We start from the raw sequence: 16094 nt of genomic DNA on the forward strand, positions 1-16094 counted from the left end.
GCCCGGCCGGGTGAGCCGGGTCCGCCGGCCCCGCGCCCGGGCCCACCTCGGACCCGGCCGGTCCCTCAGCCGGCCGGTCCCTCAGCCGGCGAGCAGGTCGCGCAGCGAACGTGCCTCCTTCACCAGGCGGCCCGACCCCGCCCGCGCCGCCACCGCGGCCACCTCGGGTATCGGGCCGCGGGCCGCACAGCGGCGGGCGGCGTCCGTGGCCACGGCGAGGAGGTCGACGGTGCCGCGGGCGGGCTCGCCGGCCAGGAGCGCCGGGAGGGCGGGGGCAAGGACGGACCAGACGGTGGCGTAGGCACCGGTGTCGGCGGCGACGGCGACGGCCGCGGCGAGGCGGTTCGGCTTGACGGTGCCACGGGCCACCAGCTCGCCGAGTTCGCGGCCGAGCAGGGCGCCGTCGAGATCGCCGCGGGCGGCGAGGACCAGCAGGGCGTCGACCGCGGCCGTGCGGTCCTCGGGGGAGCGTGCGCCCAGGCCGTAGGCGACGGCGAGGTGGAGGGCGAGGCCGGCCGGGCCGCCGGCCTCGGCGAGGACGGGCAGCAGGGCGGCCGCGCCCCGCCGCTCCCGGTCGGCGGAGTCGGCGAACCAGTCGAGCCAGCGGGCGGCCTGTTCCTCCCGGTGGTGCGGGAGCATGGCGACCCAGTGCACGGTGGGCTGCCAGAGCCACTCGTCCTGCTTCCGGGCCCGCGCCACGCTGGGCTCGGTGCCGTCGAACAGGGCCCGGAACCTCGCGTCCAGGCGCTGCCCGGCCGGGCCCTTCGGTCCGGCGCCGAGACCGGGCTGGGCCACGGAGACCCGCTTGAGCCCCTCCCACCAGCGCTCCCAGTACGGCCGGACGCTCTTCGCCCCCCGGCCGGGTTCGAAGACCACCCGCTCCGAGGACTGACCGGGTAGGCCGCCCTCGCGCAACCACTGCGCCGCCCAGCGCCCGGCCGGCGAGGCAAGCCGCCCGGCCGCGGCGAGCACCGCCTCGTGGGTGGTCGGGGCGAGCCGCAGCAGGGCCGCCTGGAGGTCGACCTGGCCGGGCGTCACTCCCGCCGATTCGTAGCCGGCCAGCCGCGAGACCAGCACGGCCGCGTCCAGCGCGCCGGTGGCGTCGGTCGGGGTCGCGAGCAGGAACGGCGGCCGGGTCGCGGTCACCTGCCAGGCCGCCTCCTCCAGCCGGGCGGCGAGCACATGACCGTGGACGGTGCCGGCCTGACCGCGCAGCGGCGATCTGCCCCCGCCGCCGAGGAAGTCCCGGAGCCGGTGAGGCGGGGTCTGCCCGGCGACGGCGGCCGCGACGTACAGGACCTCGCCGGGCCCGCAGTCCTGCCACCGGCCGACGCCGCTCCACTGGTGCACCCTCAGGACCGGCTCCAGCGCCTCGGCGAGCGCCGCGCGGTCGCGGTGGGCGTGCCGGACCAGGCCGTCCAGGGTGCGTTCGAAGACGGCGACGTCCACCCGGCCGGAGAGCATCAGCACGGACAGCTCCTCGGCGACCTCCTCCGGGGTGGCGAGCGGCTCCCCCAGCGGCCTCGGCTGCGGGACGGGCGGGAGCAGCTCGCTCCACCCGGTGTCCGGGTCGTCGCCGCCGACCGGCGCGCCCAGCAATTCGCCGGCGCGCGCGTGGTGGGCCGGGTTGAGCGCCTCGGCGGCGAACCGCAGCTCCGGAAGCACCGCCTCGCCGGCCGCCCCGAGGTGACGGGCCACCACGTTGAGCGCCCGCTCCTGGAGGGCGGTGTCGGGCTGCCCGAAGGCCTCGGCCGCCGCCAGCACCGCCGGGCCGGCCCGCTCGGGCGAGCGCCGGGCCGCCTTGTCGAGCCAGCCCAGCTGCGCACGGACGAGCTTCTTCTCCGTCCGGAACAGCACCACCGCCGAGGCCTCCGTCAGCACCTCCGGCCCGACCAGCCCGGCCGCGTCCAGCCCGGCCAGCGTCTGCTGGGCGTGGCCGGCCACCGCGGAGAGCCCGTCCAGCAGGGCGACCAGGCTGCGCAGCCGGGCGGTGTACTCCTCCGGGGTGGGCGCGAGGGCGGCCAGGACGGCGAGGAAGGCCCGCTGGTCGGCCGGCTTGCCACCGCGCACCAGCCGGGCGAGGCACCGGTCGAGCAGCTCGGCCCGGTCCAGCTCGCCAGCGGCCGCCAGCGCGGCGACCGCCTCCGGCCAGCAGTCCCCGGGCCGCTCGGTGAACCGGCGTTCGAGCCGCCAGCCGATGTCCGCGAGCTCGAACACCCGGGGCACCAGCACCGGCGTGAAGTCGTCCTCGCGCAGGCGCTCCAGCAGCGTCCGGACCCAGCCGCGGTTGTCGTCACCGCTCGCGAGCTGCTCCAGCCACTCGGCGGTGAAGGCCTCCGTGTCGGGCACCGGGCAGCCCGTCCGCCGGACCACGTCCTCGATCAACGGGTAGAGGTCCCAGTTCCAGCCCGACCCGCGGCGCGCCGCCAGCCGGGTGGCCACCTCGACCTGCCACTCGACCGGTTGCGCGCCGACCACCTGGGCGAGTGCCGGGTGGCGGGCGAAGGAGCGGCCGGCGAAGTCCCGCCCGCTGATCCAGGTCGCGGCCCCGGCCGGCCCGGCGTGGCAGCCGGCGCCGGCCACCAGCAGCGCCCCGGCCTGCGCGATCGCCTCCCTCGACCACTCGCCCCGGATTTTCTTGCGCAACTCCTTGAGCGCGGGCAGACAGGCCCGCCGCTCGGCCGGGCCGAGCCCCGCCACCAGGGCCGGCACCTGCGGCGTCCGCCCCTCGCGGACCGCCGTCACCAGCTGCTCGACGCCACTCATGCGCCCACTCCCCTCGTGCTCGTCGCGTCCGCCGCACTCGCCGCGTTCTCCCGGACCATCCCGACCGCCAGCGCGTGCTTGCACGGCCCGCGCCCGCCCCGGTACTTGGCCCACCAGAGGCAGGTGCAGCTCAGCGCCCCCGCCGCGTCCGTCCGGACCCGCTGGAGGTGGTCGTCCACCGTGACGGTGGCGAGCGCGCCGCCCGCCTCCAGCCGGACGGCGCCCGCCGCGACCAGCGCGTGGGCGGCCCGCAGCCGCGGGTTCCGCGCCTCGGCGCGGCCGGCGTCGTACGGCAGCTGCCGGTGGAAGTACGCGGCCTCGGCGGTGTCGTAGCCGATCTGCCCGGCGGTGCCGAGCCGGGTGAGCGCGGCCCGCACCCGCGCCGGGGTGAGGCCGGACTGCTCGGCCAGCTCGGCGACCTCGACCCGCGGCTCCCAGGCCAGCAGGACGGCGACCAGCTCGGCGTCCTGCTCGGCGGTGCCGGTGGCCAGTGCGCCCAGCACCCCGCCCTCGCCGGAGAAGCCGCGCGAGGCGTCGGGCGACAGGGTGAGGGTGAGCCGCATGCCGGGCAGCACCACCTCCCAGGCCGAGGCGGCCGGGCCGTCGCCCGCCACCGGCCCGTAGACCCGCAGCGCCAGCGCGTGCCTCAGCACCCTCTGCAGGGCGGCCAGCCGCTCCGGGCCGGGCAGGCAGACCGCACCGGGCACCGGCCGGGTGGTCGGGCGCAGCGTGCGGCCGGCCGGGACGACCCAGCCTGCGGCGGCCCGGGCCCGGCCGCCGCCGCGCGGCAGCGAGCGCAGGAAGCGGACGGCCTCGGCGGCGGGCAGCTCGGCGCGCAGGTCGAAGCCGGCGGCCGTCACCTGGGTCTCGGCGAAACCGCGCAGCCAGCGCTCGGGCAGCGGCACCTTCTTCTCGACGACCGGCCCGTCGAAGGTGGTGACCTCCAGGGCGTCCGGGCCGACGGCGAGGTGCAGCGGGTCGCCCGGGGCGATCCGGGTGAGCGCCTCGCGCAGCGGGTTGTTGACGTCGACGTTGGTGGTGCCGTGGCCGATCTCGTCGCCGTCGAGCCCGGCCCCGAGGACGTCGAGCCGGGCGTAGACGCCGCAGCAGCCGGAGAAGGACTCGAACCGCAGCCGGTCGCCGTTGGCGGTCACCACCGGGTCGAGCGAGGCGCGCAGCTGCGGCTGGTAGTAGCGGGCGGCGGCGACGTCCGCGACCGCGAGCAGCGCGGCGGCGGCCGGTGCCGGGTCGGCCAGGAAGCCCGCGAAGAAGCGCGGGTTGGCGACCGCCCCGAGCGGGGTGGCGCCGCCGGAGGTCTCCAGGGCGAGGCGCGGGCCGTCGGAGCCGTCGAGGACGGCGGACGGGCGCAGATAGGCGTACGCGTGTGCGGCTTGCGACATGCCGAGCACGCTAGGAGGGGGTACTGACAACGCGTCGGCCGCTGCCTGGTACTGAAACAGGTTCTAGGCCGGGATTAACCCGAAAGGGTTACCCAGGTCACACCGCCGGACCGTTGGCTTCTGCCACTATGGGCCGGTGACCGACGTGACCGAACAGGAAAGACGGGCCACCGATACCGCCGGCCCGTTCGCCGAGCTGCTGCGGATCGAGCGGCTGGACGAGAACACGTTCCGGGGCCGGTGCCATGCCGGCGCCCCGATGCGTGCCTTCGGCGGCCAGGTGGCCGCGCAGGCGCTGACCGCCGCCGGGCTGACCGTCGGGCCGGACCGCCCGGTGCACTCCCTGCACGGCTACTTCCTGCTCGCCGGCGACCCGACCCGCCCGATCCGCTACGAGGTCGACCGGGTCCGCCAGGGCATGTCGTACGCCACCCGCCGGGTGACGGCGGTCCAGGGCGGCGACGCGATCTTCACCCTCTCCGCCTCCTTCAAGCGGCCCGAGCCCTCCGCCGACCGCCACCGCGAGATGCCCGCCCTGCCCGGGCCCGAGGAACTGCCGGACGCGCTCTCGCTCTGGGACGAGGCGGACCGCGCGGCACTGACCCGCACGAGCGGCTTCGGCTCGCTGGAGCTGCGGTTCGTCCCGCCGGACGCGCCCGGCGTGCCCCCGGCCGTGCCCGGCATGCCCCAGCAGTTCGTCTGGCTGCGCACCGGCTCCCCGCTGCCCGACGGCGACCCGCTGCTGCACGTCTGCGCGCTCACCTACCTCTCGGACCTCACGCTGGCCTCGACGGCCGGGCTGCACATCCAGCCGAACTTCTTCCAGCGCACCGAGGCGCCGCGGCTGATCCTGGCCTCGCTGGACCACGCGATGTGGTTCCACCGCCCGTTCCGGGCCGACGAGTGGCTGCTGTTCGCCCAGCGCAGCCCGTCCTCCTCGGACGGGCGGGGGCTGTCCTTCGGCGAGTTCTACGACCGGGACGGCCGGCTGGTGGCCTCGGCGGTGCAGGAGGCGCTGGTCCGCGACCGCTCGGCCCGGCTGCGCTGACCGGCGGCCGCCCCCCGCCTGCGCCCCGGTGCACGGCGGGCGAACGAGAGGCGGCCGGTCGGCGTCATACTCCTGGGCGGCCCCGGGCCGTATCATGGTGCGGGTGACCAAGGTTGACCTGTCACCACGGCCGGTGGAGACGATGTCTCCGCGTCAGCTCGAACGCCGCGAGTCCCTGATCGCGGCCGCACTCGCCCTGGTGAACGAGATCGGCGTCGAGCGGCTGCAGATGAAGCAGGTCTGCGAGCGGTCCGGAGTCGCCCTGGGGACGGCGTACCGCTACTTCTCCTCCAAGGACCACCTGTTGGCGGCGGCCATCGCGGAGTGGCACCGGCTGCTCCTGGCCGACCTGGTGGCGGAGCTGCGCGGGCCCCGGGCCGGGCTGGGCGCCACCGACCGGGCGGTGCGCTTCGTCCGCGGCGGCATGCGCGCCTACCAGCGCCAGCCCGAGCTGGCCCGGCTCCGGGTGGCCGTCGCCGCCTCCACCGACCCCTTCGCCAGCGAGGCCCTGCAGGGAATGGCCCGCGCCGACAGCACCGCGCTCCAGGCGGTGATGGCCGAAGTCCCGGCGGCCGCGAGCGACCTCGTGCGGCACATCGTGGGCCACGCCTGGCAGGGCGAGCTGACCGCCTGGGTGACCGGCCGCACCACGCTCGGCGACGCCCGGCGGCGGCTGGAGGACGTGGTGCGGCTGGTGCTGACCCCGTACGAGACGCCGTACCCGGCCCCGTACGAGGTCCAGCCCGCCGGCTAGGGCCTCTCTTTCGGATCTTGTCGGATCAGCGCACGAAACTCGACCAGCGATCCGATGATCGGAAAGAAACGGCCTAGCCGGCCCCCGCTCCGACTACCGCCGCCGGTCCGCCAGCATCTTGGACGACGCTTCCCACTGGTGCGGAACCGCCGGGAGGGAGGAGGGTTCGCCCACCCCGTCCTGCTGCAGCGAGACCGTGCGCGTGGGCGCGGGGATCGAGATACCCTCCGTCCGGTACCGCTGGTGCAGGCGCTTGATGAACTCGTGCTTGATCCGGTACTGGTCGCTGAACTCGCCGACGCCCAGGATCACCGTGAAGTTGATCCTGGAGTCGGCGAAGGTGTGGAAACGGACGGCGGCCTCGTGGTCGGGCACGCCACCGCTGATGTCGGCCATCACGCTGTCGACGACGTCGAGGGTGACCCTCTCCACGTGCTCCAGGTCGCTGTCGTAGCCGACCCCGACCTGGACCAGGATCGACAGCTTCTGCTCGGGCTGGGAGTAGTTCGTCATGTTCGTCCGCGCCAGGCGACCGTTGGGGATGATCACCAGGTTGTTCGACAGGTTGCGCACCACGCTGTTGCGCCAGTTGATGTCGACGACGTACCCCTCCTCCCCGCTGGTGAGCCGGATGTAGTCACCCGGCTGGACCGTCTTCGAAGCGAGGATGTGCACACCCGCGAAGAGGTTGGCGAGGGTGTCCTGCAACGCCAGCGCGACCGCGAGACCGCCCACCCCGAGGGCGGTGACCAGCGGGGCGATGGACACCCCGAGGGTCTCCAGAGCCACGAGGACGCCCATCGACAGCACCACGATGCGGGTGATGTTGACGAAGATGGTCGCGGACGCCGCGACGCCCGTCCGGGACGCGGCCACCGACTGCACCAGCCCGGCCACCACCCGGGCCGCGCTGAGCGTCGCGATGACGATGAGCACGGCCGTCAGCGACCGGTCGACCAGCCCCCCGATCCGCGCGGTGAGCGGCAGGGCCGAAGCGGCCACCGCGGCCCCGGCGATCACGGCCGCCCAGGGGACGATGGTGCGCAGCGCGTCGACGATGATGTCGTCCCCGCTCCACTTGGTCCTGCTCGCGTGCTTGCCCAGCCACTTCATCAGCGCCCGCAGCACCAGACCGGCCACACAGCCGGAGGCCAGCGCGATGCCGGCCACCACCCAGTCGTGCAGGACCAGGTCCCGGGTCACCGTCCCGCCCCCGCAGCGTGGAGGGCGAGGGAACGGGCCGCCGCCGGCCGCCGTACGTGCTGTGTCGTCACCTTGTCGCCTGCCAGGTCGTGTCGTGCGCAGCCGCGTTGGAGCGGACGTACGTATTCCGAACGGACTGCCATCCTGCCCCATGGCCCGGCTGCCGCCACAGCCGGACCCCGGCGTTCCGTCCGTGCGACAGCGGGGTCGCCCGTTCCGGGCGGTCGACGAGGCCCCAGCGTTCGGCGGGAGGCCCCCTCCGCACCGCCGAGGCACGCTCCCTCCTGCCCGCCTGTCGACGCTCCGGCGCGTCCGGCGGCCGGCCCGCGCTCCGGTGTGTCACCTCGGCGTGCCCCGAAGGGAGTTGGGCCGAGTTATTGACCTTCACATCGGTGTGAACACGTACTGTCGTGAGTGACCGACCCACCCACGGCCGTAGAGGAGCCACCCTGTCATGTCCGAGAAGCCGGCCACCCCCGCCCCGCTCGCCCGGACCGTCCTCGGCTCCGGCCCCGGCCTGCTGCTCGCCCACGGCGCGGGCGGCAGCGGCATCAACAACTGGGGCCCGCTGCTGGAGGACCTCGCCGCCCACCGCACCGTCGTCGCGCCGGACTTCCCCGGCTCCGGCGACTCCCCGTACGAGCCGCAGGCGCCCACCCTGGACGAGCTGGCGGACCGGCTGGTCGCCGCCGCCGTCGAGGAGGGCCTGGAGACCTTCGACCTGGCCGGCTACTCGATGGGCGGCGCCGTCGCCGTCCGCGCCGCCAACCGCCACCCGCAGCGGGTCCGCTCGCTGCTGCTGATAGCCCCGGTGGCCGGCGGTGACCACCGCCTGCGGATGACCGCCGAGCTGGTGGTCGGCCTGAGCGACCACCCGGAGCTGATGGCCCGCTTCATGCTCTCGGTGCTCTTCGGTTCGACCTGGGTCTCCTCGCTGACCCCCGAGGAGCTCGCCGGTCTGTACGACAACCTGCTGACCCCGCTCCCGGACGGCGTCCGGCAGCAGTTCACCGTGGTGGGCGAGGTGAACGTCCGTGGCGATCTGGGCTCCGTCGCGGTGCCGACGCTGGTGATCAGCCCCACCGAGGACATGCTGGTGCAGCCCAGCCAGCACCGCGTCTTCGCCGAGGGCATCCCGGGTGCCCGGCTCGCCGAACTGGCCGCCGGCCACATGGCCTTCGTCGAGCTGCTGCCCGAACTGCGCAAGCTCGTCATGGACTTCCTCACCGGCCTCCCGGAGTAGCCGGCCCCCCGGCGACGGGCGGGAACAGCGGCGGGCGGGCGGACGTTCCGATGATCATGCGCATCGGAGAACTCGCCGGCCTGACCGGGGTGTCCACCCGCCTTCTGCGGTACTACGAGGAGCAGGGCCTGATCCTCCCGGAGCGGTCGGCCGCCGGCTACCGCGAGTACGGCGACGACGCCCTGGTCCGGGTGCGGCAGGTCCGCGGCCTGCTGGCGGCGGGCCTTTCCACCCGGGTGATCGCCGAGATCCTGCCGTGCGCCAGCGGCCCCCTCCCCGCCCTGGAGGCCTGCCCCGACCTGCTCGCCACCCTGCGCGGCGAGCTCGCCGAACTCGACGCCCGGATCGACGACCTGGCCCGCAGCCGGCAGGCCCTCGCCCACTACCTCGACACCGCCGAGCCGACGACCCGGGTGAGCCCCGAGCAGGCCGCGCGCCCGACCGCCGAGCCGGCGCGGCGCATGTACGCCGCCGCCTGACGGGCCACCGCCGCGCGGGGCACCCGCGCACCTGGCTGCCTCGTGGCCCTGGGCGGTCCGACCCCGCCGAGGCCCCTCCCGCGCCCCGGCGGGACCCGCTCACCTGCGGCCCTGTCGGCACGAACCGACGCCCGCCCCCCATCCGGACTTCACCCACGCGTAGCGATCGTTCACACCACCCTGGAACGCTCCCTGACATGAACGCCAACCCTCCGGCGACCCTCCAGGATCCGCGCTTCCCGCTCCCCCAGCGGCACCGCCGCTACCTCGCCTGCGCCGCCGTCCTCGCCTCCATCGCCCTCGGCACCCTCGGCGTCGGCGCCACCGTCGAAACCGTCCAACACGGCCCGGTGACGGCGACGGCCAGACGGTGATGTGATCAGGGACACATGCACGCACGGTGGGGTCGCCGATACGGCCACGACCAGGATGTACACCGTGACCCTGCCCGGGAAGCTCGCGGAGCAGATCCGGACAAAGGTCGGCCCGCGCGAGTTCAGCCGTCATGTCAGCAGGCCACAGAGCACCAGGCCGAGCGGGACGGACTGAACGGGCTGGTGGACCGATGGGAGTCCGAGTACGGCCGGTCCCCGAGGAAGCGTTGCCCGAGGCCGAATCCGAGCGACGCGAGCACGAGGCCTGGTTCGCCGCCCGCGAGGCTGGCGCGCCGGATCAGGAACGGCAGGCCGGCCGAACACCGACCTCGCCGACGTTCTCGACTCCGAGGGCCTGTCCCGGCCGACGTCGACGACACCGAACGCATCTCCGGCGGACGCCCGAAGGTGGCCCGCCTCTGATCCTCACGCCCGCTGTTCCTCCCTCGGCCCGGCCGGGGCGGGGATCGTCACCGGCTGGTCCCGGCGGGAGTGGCGGCCGGTTCCCGGGGGCGGGAGGAGGTCGGCGGCGGGGGCATAGCGGGCGGCGGGGGCGCGGAGGAGCCAGCCCGGCGGGCGGGTGCCGCGGGGGGTGGGGGTGAGCAGGCCCATCCGGTGGAGCAGGTCGAGGGTGTCGCGGCGCAGGGCGGTGCGGTCGGCGAGGTAGTCGCGGCGCCAGCCGGCCGGGAGGCCGTACTCGTCGGCGATGTCGCCGAGGACGCCGTCTATCAGGGCGTCGGGGACCGGGACGTCCGCGTCGGTGGTCTCACCCGGGAGCGGGCGGACCTCCTCGACCAGGCGCTCGACCAGCAGCAGGGCGGCCTGGGCCACGGTGCCGGGGCCCGGCAGCGCGAGGTCGGTGAGTTCGTCGGCGGGGTCGAGCAGGGCGACGCCCTCGGCCCGCACCTCGGCCTCCAGGCCGAGGAAGTCGGCGAGGGCGGCGGGGCCGGTGTGGTGGTGGTCACGGAGCCAGGCGCGCTGGTCCTCGGGCAGGTCGGCGGCGAGCACGGCCGGGGTCTCGGCGAGGCGGCGGCGGACGGCGGTGCCGGGATCGGCCTGGGTGGCGCGGCGGATCAGGTCGGTGGCGTCGGCGGCGAGGGCGGGCGGGCCGGCGGGGACGGCGCGGGCCAGCTCGCGGTCGACCGTCAGGACGGTGTTCTCCTCGGCCAGGTCGGCGGGTATGCCGTCGAGCACCTGCCACTCGGCGAGCGCGGCCAGGGCCGTGGCGAGGTCGGCGGGGGCGGCGCAGCGGTCCGGCCCCGGCGTGGCGGAGCGCATCGCGGCCAGCAGCCGGCCGAGCGGGAGCTGTTCGGGGGCGTCGACCAGCAGGGCCAGGGCGAGGGCGAGTTGGGCGTATCCGCCGGGGGTGAACGGGGCGCCGGTGCCCGGGTGTTCGAGCCGGCGGCCGGTGCCGGGGCCGAGGCCGGCCTTGCAGAGCCGGGCGTGCCAGGGACCGACCACGAGGCGGTAGCCGAGCAGGGTGTCGAACCGCTCGGTGAGCCAGTCACGGTGACGGCGGATCAGCGGGAAGCCCTCGGCGTGCGGCCCGGAGGCGGTGACCAGCGGGTGGGCCAGCAGCAGCCGTGCGGCGATCCGGCGCTCGGCGGCAGCGGAGCGATCCTGCGTCCCGGCGGCGGAGCGGGCGCGCTCGGGTTTGCGGTGCTTACCGGGCATGCCCGGCTTGGCCCCTGAGAGAGCGGCGGACGGCGCGCCGGCGTCCCGCCGGGCCCGGCGCGGACCGCGCGCCGGGCGGGCCTCACGGGCGCGCAGCGCGGCGGGCGCGTGCGCGGTGGGGCCGTGCCACCAGCTGACCTCGGCCTCGGCAGGGCCGGGTGCGGCACCGGGGGCCGGCTCGGCGGGGACGCCGAAGTGGCGGGCGGGGTAGAGGCCGAAGGAGGCGGTGCAGAGGTCGTCGGCGGCCCCGGGGCCGGCCTCGGCGAACCACTGGGCGAGCCGGAGCAGCCCGGGGTCGGGCGAGAGTCCGCCGGCGTCGGCGGCCGGGCCCGGCACCTGCGGAGCGTCAGGACCGGCTTCGCGTACGGCGACGACGGCGACGGTGGTGCTCCGCCCCGCCCCGCCCGTGCGTCCGTCCGACGTGCCGCCGGCCACCTGCGTGGTGTCGGCCGCGTACTCCTGCTGCTCCATGTCGTGGACCAGACTAGACGGTGGACGCGGCCCCGGTGGCAGCAACCGGACCGGGCGGCGGATCGGCCGGCCCACCGCCCGCCGAGCGCCGCGCCCACCGCCCGCCGACCGCCGCGCCCGCCGCCGCGTCACCCCGCGGGCAAGGCCGGTGCTACGCGCCGGTAACAAGCTCTTCCCCGGCGCGGGCCCGGTCGCCTAGGGTGCGGACGAACGGGCCGCCGGCCCCGGCACCCAGGCCCCGCCCCACTCGGACCCCCGGAGGACACCGCCGCATGAGCATCCGTACGACCACCCGCGCCGTTCTCGGCGGCCGCGGACCAGGGCGCCTGCGCGCCGCCACCGGGCTGCTCACCGGCTTCGCCGCCACCTCGGCGGCCCACCTGGGCGCGCTCCTCACCGACACGCCCGTGCTGCGGCACGCCACCAAGCCGGCCCTGATGCCGCTGCTGGCCGCGCACAGCGTCACGACCGCCACCGCGGCCGGCCGGGAGGCGCCGAAGCTGCTGGCGCCCGCGCTGCTGCTGAGCGGGGGCGGCGACGTGCTGCTGCAGCTCGGCAACGACACCGCGTTCCTGGCCGGCATGGGCTCCTTCGCGGCGGCGCACGTCTGCTTCGTGACGATGTTCGTCCGGCAGGGGGCGCTGACCGACCGGCGGCGGGCGCTGGTGGTCGCGGCCGCGTACGCGACGGCCTGGGCGACGATGGTGGGCCGGCTCTGGCCGGACCTCGGCGACCTCCAGGTCCCGGTGGCCGGGTACAGCCTGCTGCTCGCCTCGACGGCCGTCACCTCGGCCGGGCTGGGGTGGCGGACGGGTCTGGGCGGGGCGCTCTTCCTGCTCTCCGACACCCTGATCGCCACCAAGCTCGCGAAGTGGCGGGAGCTGCCGGGGCATCAGTTCTGGATCATGGCCACGTACATCCTGGCCCAGTACCTGCTGGCCACCGGCGCACTGAGCGCCGCGGAGGACAGCGGATCCCCGCAGGCGCTGCCGGCCATCGCCTGAGCGGCACCCGGGAACACGACGGTGCCGCCGGACGTGACGTCCGGCGGCACCGTCGAAGCCGCACGCGCGGCGGCCCTTCAGGCGGAGTCGGCGCCTCCCCGCCGCCGTAGCAGCCAGAACCCGCCGATGCCGCCGATGACCAGCGCCGCGCCGCCGGCCAGCTCGGCCGGGTTGGCGGCGACCGAACCACCCAGGCCGGTCTTCACCGCGCCGTGCGGGGCGATCTGCTGGCTGCCCGCGCCGGACTGGCCGAGCGAGCCGGCCCACTCCCCGGCCGCCTGGCCCCACTCGCCGAGGCTGCCGGCCGGCGACGACGTGGTCGTGGACGTGGTCACAGTGGTGACCGTGACACTGGTGGAGAAGGCGGCTCCGTCGGGGCAGGTGCCGTCGACCTTGTTGTCGCCGCTGTACTTGGCCGCCAGCCGGGCGGAGCCGGTGTGCTTGCCGTCCGAGCCGAGCGTGAGGGTGGCCGGGCCGCCCTCGAAGGCCTGGGAGTTGGCGGTGATGGTCTTGGCGTTGGGCTTGTCGGACTTCTCACAGGAGACCGTGACCGTCACGGTCTGGCCCGGTGCGGCCTGGGACGGGCTGACCGTGGCGGCGCCGTCCTTGGCCAGCGCGATGGGGGCCGTCAGGCCGGTCAGCACCGTCGCGCCGATCAGGGCGGCGGCGGCCGTACGCGTGGGGCGCATACCGGAACCTCCGGGATTCTCGGGCGCAGCCGGGGACTCCGATGTCCACGTGATCGAACAACTACACCCAGTCATTCACCGACGGTAGGCACCCGGCGCCCGCCCGGCCACCGCTCTGGACCGTTCGGGGGACCACCCGCTACCGGGAGTGACTCAGAGGTCGAGGTCGACCACGACCGGGGCGTGGTCGGAGGTGCCCTTGCCCTTGCGGGCCTCGCGGTCGACGTAGCTGTCCGTCACGGCGTCGGCGAAGGCCTTGTTGGCGAAGGTGAGGTCGATCCGCATGCCCCGGTTCTTCGGGAAGGCCAGCTGGCGGTAGTCCCAGTAGGTGTACGGGCGGTCGTACTTGAGCGGGCGCGGCACGACGTCCTGGAGGCCCGCCTCGGCGAGGGCGGTGAGGGCGGCGCGCTCGGTGGGGGTGACGTGGGTGAGGCCCTCGAAGGCGGCGACGTCGAAGACGTCCTCGTCGGCCGGGGCGATGTTGAAGTCACCGAGGACGGCGAACGGGCGCGGGCCCGCGGCGTCCTCCAGCGAGGCCTGGCGCAGGGCCTCCAGCCACTCCAGCTTGTAGCGGTAGTGGGCGTGGTCGACCTCGCGGCCGTTGGGGACGTAGACCGACCAGACCCGGACCGGGCCGCAGGTGGCGGCGATGGCGCGCGGCTCGACATCGGGCAGCAGGGCGTCGTCGGCCAGGTAGCCGGGCTGGCCGGGGAGGTCACGCACGACGTCGTCCAGGCCGATCCGGGAGACGATGGCGACGCCGTTCCACCGGCCGGTGCCGTGCGCGGCCGTCTCGTAGCCCAGCTCCCGCACCGGCTCGTACGGGAAGGCGTCCGCGGCGCACTTGAGCTCCTGGAGGCAGAGCACGTCCGGCTTGGCACTCTCCAGCCATTCGAGGAGCTTGGGCAGCCGCGCGGTGACGGAGTTGATGTTCCAGGTGGCGATGCGGACGGTCACGGCGGGCGGCCTTCCCGGTGGTTCGGACGGGTGCTTCGGACGGGGGTCGGACGAGTGGTTCGGACGACGGGCGGGCGCCCGGAAGGACGCCCACCCCGAATCTACCGCCGCCCACCGACAAACCGGCCGGCGTCAGGGTGCGGGCCGCACCACCGCCGCGGCGCCGCCGCCACGGCGGACCGGTTCGGCGGCCGCCACCCAGCGGCCGTCCGGCAGGCGTTCGACGCCGGTTGCGGCGCCGATCTCGGGCGTGCTCGCGAACACGTGGCCGAGCGCCTCCAGCCGGGCCCGCTCGGGCAGGGCGAGGAAGGCCGGCTCGGCCTGGGTGGCGGCCGTGTTGCGCTGGCTGGCGCGCGGCGCGGCGATCGCCTGCTCCAGGCTCAGGCCCCGGTCGAGGCGGCCGAGCAGCACCTGGAGGGTGGTGGTGATGATGGTCGCGCCGCCGGGCGAGCCGGCCGCCAGCACGGGCTCGCCGTCGCGCAGCACGATGGTCGGCGAGAGCGAGGAGCGGGGGCGCTTGCCCGGGCCGGGCAGGTTGGGGTCGGGCACCCCGGGGGTGAGCGGGGTGAAGTTGAAGTCGGTCAGCTCGTTGTTGAGCAGGAAGCCGCGGCCGGGGACGGTGATGCCGCTGCCGCCGGTCTGCTCCAGGGTGAGCGTGTAGGAGACGATGTCGCCCCAGCGGTCGGCGACCGTCAGGTGGCTGGTGCTGAGGCCCTCGTAGGGCTCGGCGGCGGGCGCCGGACCGGCGCTCGCGCAGGCGGCCGGGTGGCGCGGGTCGCCGGGGGCGAGCGGGCTGGTGAGCGCGCGGTCGGGGCTGATCAGGCAGGCCCGGGCGGCCGCGTACCGCGCGGAGAGCAGCTCCTTCGCCGGCACGTCGTTGAAGGCCGGGTCGCCGACCCAGCGGTTGCGGTCGGCGAAGGCGATCCGGGACGCGTCCAGGAAGTGGTGGTAGTACTGCGTGCCGTCGTACCGGCCGACCTCGCCGTCCTCCAGGATGCCGAGCGCCTCGCCGACGGTGGTGCCGCCGGAGCTGGACGGGGCGATCGAGTAGAGGTCGTAGTCGCGGTAGGCGACGTGGGTGGGCTGCTGCCGGCGGACCTGGTAGCCGGCCAGGTCGGCGGCGTCCACCTTGCCGGGGCGGGCGTTGCGGCCGGAGGCCGGGTCCACCGGCGGGTGCTGGATGGTCCGGACGATGTCGCCGGCGAGGTCGCCCTCGTAGAGCGCCTTGGTGCCCTCCTTGCCGAGCTGCCGGTAGGTGGCGGCGAGGTCGGGGTTGCGGAAGGTGGAGCCGACGACGGGGAGGTTGCCGCCGGGCAGGAAGAGCTTCGCCGTGTCGGGGAAGTCCTTGAACCGGGCCTGGTTGAGCGCGGTCTGGTCCTGGAAGGTCTGGTCGACGGTGAAGCCCTGGTCGGCGATCCGCTGGGCGGGCCGCAGCGCGTCGGCGAAGGAGCGCTTGCCCCAGAGCCGGACGGCCGTCTCCCAGGTCGCCGGGGATCCGGGCACGCCGACCGAGAGCCCGCTGGTGACGGCGTCGGCGAACGGCAGCGGCGTGCCGCCCTCCAGGAACAGCCCCTCGTCGGCCGTCCGGGAGGCGGTCTCCCGGCCGTCGATGGTGGAGACCCGCCCGGTGGCGTGGTCGTAGTAGACGAAGTACCCGCCCCCGCCGATCCCGGCCGAGTACGGCTCGGTGACACCGAGCGCCGCCGCGACGGCGACCGCGGCGTCCACGGCGTTGCCGCCCTTGCGGAGCACCTCGATCCCGGCCGCGGTGGCGTCGGCGTCCACGCTGGCCACGGCGCCGCCCCAGCCCACCGCCTCGGGCACCTTGGGCGGGGACTGCACTGGTGGTCCCGCCGCGCCGGCCGGCCCCGCGGCGGAGCAGACCAGGGCGGTGGCGAGCAGGAGCGGCGGGGCGATGCGGGCCAGAGCTCTCATCCGGAAAGGCCTCCCGAGTCGACGTCAACTCCGTTGTTTCACAGGAGCCATGGCCCCGACAACAGGGCCGCACCGCTACCAACGGGTAGTTGACACC

Annotated in this window: 13 protein-coding genes; 6 read left to right on the top strand and 7 right to left on the bottom strand. The window is 75.5% G+C overall.

The genetic code is table 11. The features are described from left to right. Nucleotides 1–81 precede the first annotated feature (81 nt). Both OG286_RS08780 and OG286_RS08785 read right to left on the bottom strand, forming a co-directional pair. Nucleotides 82–2766 (bottom strand): DUF6493 family protein, encoded by a 2685-nt coding sequence (locus OG286_RS08780; protein WP_405364990.1) that lies wholly within the window; start codon nt 2764–2766, stop codon nt 82–84. Continuing rightward, on the bottom strand, nt 2763–4166 hold the full coding sequence (locus tag OG286_RS08785) for an SWIM zinc finger family protein (RefSeq protein WP_396319994.1): 1404 nt from the start codon (nt 4164–4166) through the stop codon (nt 2763–2765). Before OG286_RS08785 ends, OG286_RS08780 begins: the two co-directional genes overlap by 4 nt. A gap of 136 nt (nt 4167–4302) precedes the next feature. On the opposite strand from OG286_RS08785, the gene OG286_RS08790 reads away from it, so the two are divergent. Both OG286_RS08790 and OG286_RS08795 read left to right on the top strand, forming a co-directional pair. Then, nucleotides 4303–5214, top strand: coding sequence for an acyl-CoA thioesterase (locus OG286_RS08790; protein WP_396319993.1), 912 nt, complete (start codon nt 4303–4305; stop codon nt 5212–5214). A 103-nt stretch (nt 5215–5317) separates the two neighbouring features. After that, nucleotides 5318–5968 (top strand): TetR/AcrR family transcriptional regulator, encoded by a 651-nt coding sequence (locus tag OG286_RS08795; RefSeq protein ID WP_396319992.1) that lies wholly within the window; start codon nt 5318–5320, stop codon nt 5966–5968. Nucleotides 5969–6061: 93 nt separating this feature from the next. On the opposite strand, the gene OG286_RS08800 is transcribed toward OG286_RS08795, so the two are convergent. Next, entirely contained in the window at nt 6062–7171 is a 1110-nt protein-coding gene (locus OG286_RS08800) for a mechanosensitive ion channel family protein (protein WP_396319991.1), read from the bottom strand. 454 nt (nt 7172–7625) lie between these two features. Between OG286_RS08800 and OG286_RS08805 the strand changes: the two genes are divergently transcribed. The 3 genes from OG286_RS08805 (at nt 7626) to OG286_RS08815 (ending at nt 9267) form a co-directional block, all read left to right on the top strand. After that, nucleotides 7626–8414, top strand: coding sequence for an alpha/beta fold hydrolase (locus OG286_RS08805; protein WP_405362408.1), 789 nt, complete (start codon nt 7626–7628; stop codon nt 8412–8414). A 50-nt stretch (nt 8415–8464) separates the two neighbouring features. After that, on the top strand, nt 8465–8893 hold the full coding sequence (locus OG286_RS08810; protein ID WP_405362406.1) for a MerR family transcriptional regulator: 429 nt from the start codon (nt 8465–8467) through the stop codon (nt 8891–8893). Nucleotides 8894–9090: 197 nt separating this feature from the next. After that, complete coding sequence (locus OG286_RS08815) at nt 9091–9267, top strand: hypothetical protein (RefSeq protein ID WP_396319988.1); 177 nt, start codon at nt 9091–9093, stop codon at nt 9265–9267. Nucleotides 9268–9693: 426 nt separating this feature from the next. On the opposite strand, the gene OG286_RS08820 is transcribed toward OG286_RS08815, so the two are convergent. Further along, nucleotides 9694–11412, bottom strand: a complete 1719-nt coding sequence (locus OG286_RS08820) for a DUF2398 family protein (RefSeq protein WP_396319987.1) — start codon at nt 11410–11412, stop codon at nt 9694–9696. Between the two features lie 272 nt (nt 11413–11684). On the opposite strand from OG286_RS08820, the gene OG286_RS08825 reads away from it, so the two are divergent. Further along, entirely contained in the window at nt 11685–12416 is a 732-nt protein-coding gene (locus tag OG286_RS08825) for a lysoplasmalogenase (protein WP_396319986.1), read from the top strand. A gap of 77 nt (nt 12417–12493) precedes the next feature. Here the strand turns inward: OG286_RS08825 and OG286_RS08830 are convergent, their stop codons facing one another. From OG286_RS08830 to ggt, 3 genes are all read right to left on the bottom strand, one after another. Then, nucleotides 12494–13105 (bottom strand): hypothetical protein, encoded by a 612-nt coding sequence (locus tag OG286_RS08830; protein ID WP_396319985.1) that lies wholly within the window; start codon nt 13103–13105, stop codon nt 12494–12496. Between the two features lie 153 nt (nt 13106–13258). Further along, complete coding sequence (locus OG286_RS08835; RefSeq protein WP_396319984.1) at nt 13259–14062, bottom strand: exodeoxyribonuclease III; 804 nt, start codon at nt 14060–14062, stop codon at nt 13259–13261. A gap of 132 nt (nt 14063–14194) precedes the next feature. Continuing rightward, a complete protein-coding gene (gene ggt, locus OG286_RS08840) occupies nt 14195–15997 on the bottom strand; it encodes a gamma-glutamyltransferase (protein WP_396319983.1) in 1803 nt (600 codons plus the stop codon). Nucleotides 15998–16094: the final 97 nt, after the last annotated feature.

Source organism: Kitasatospora sp. NBC_00039, from assembly GCF_045160625.1.
In the GTDB taxonomy this organism is placed as follows: domain Bacteria; phylum Actinomycetota; class Actinomycetes; order Streptomycetales; family Streptomycetaceae; genus Kitasatospora.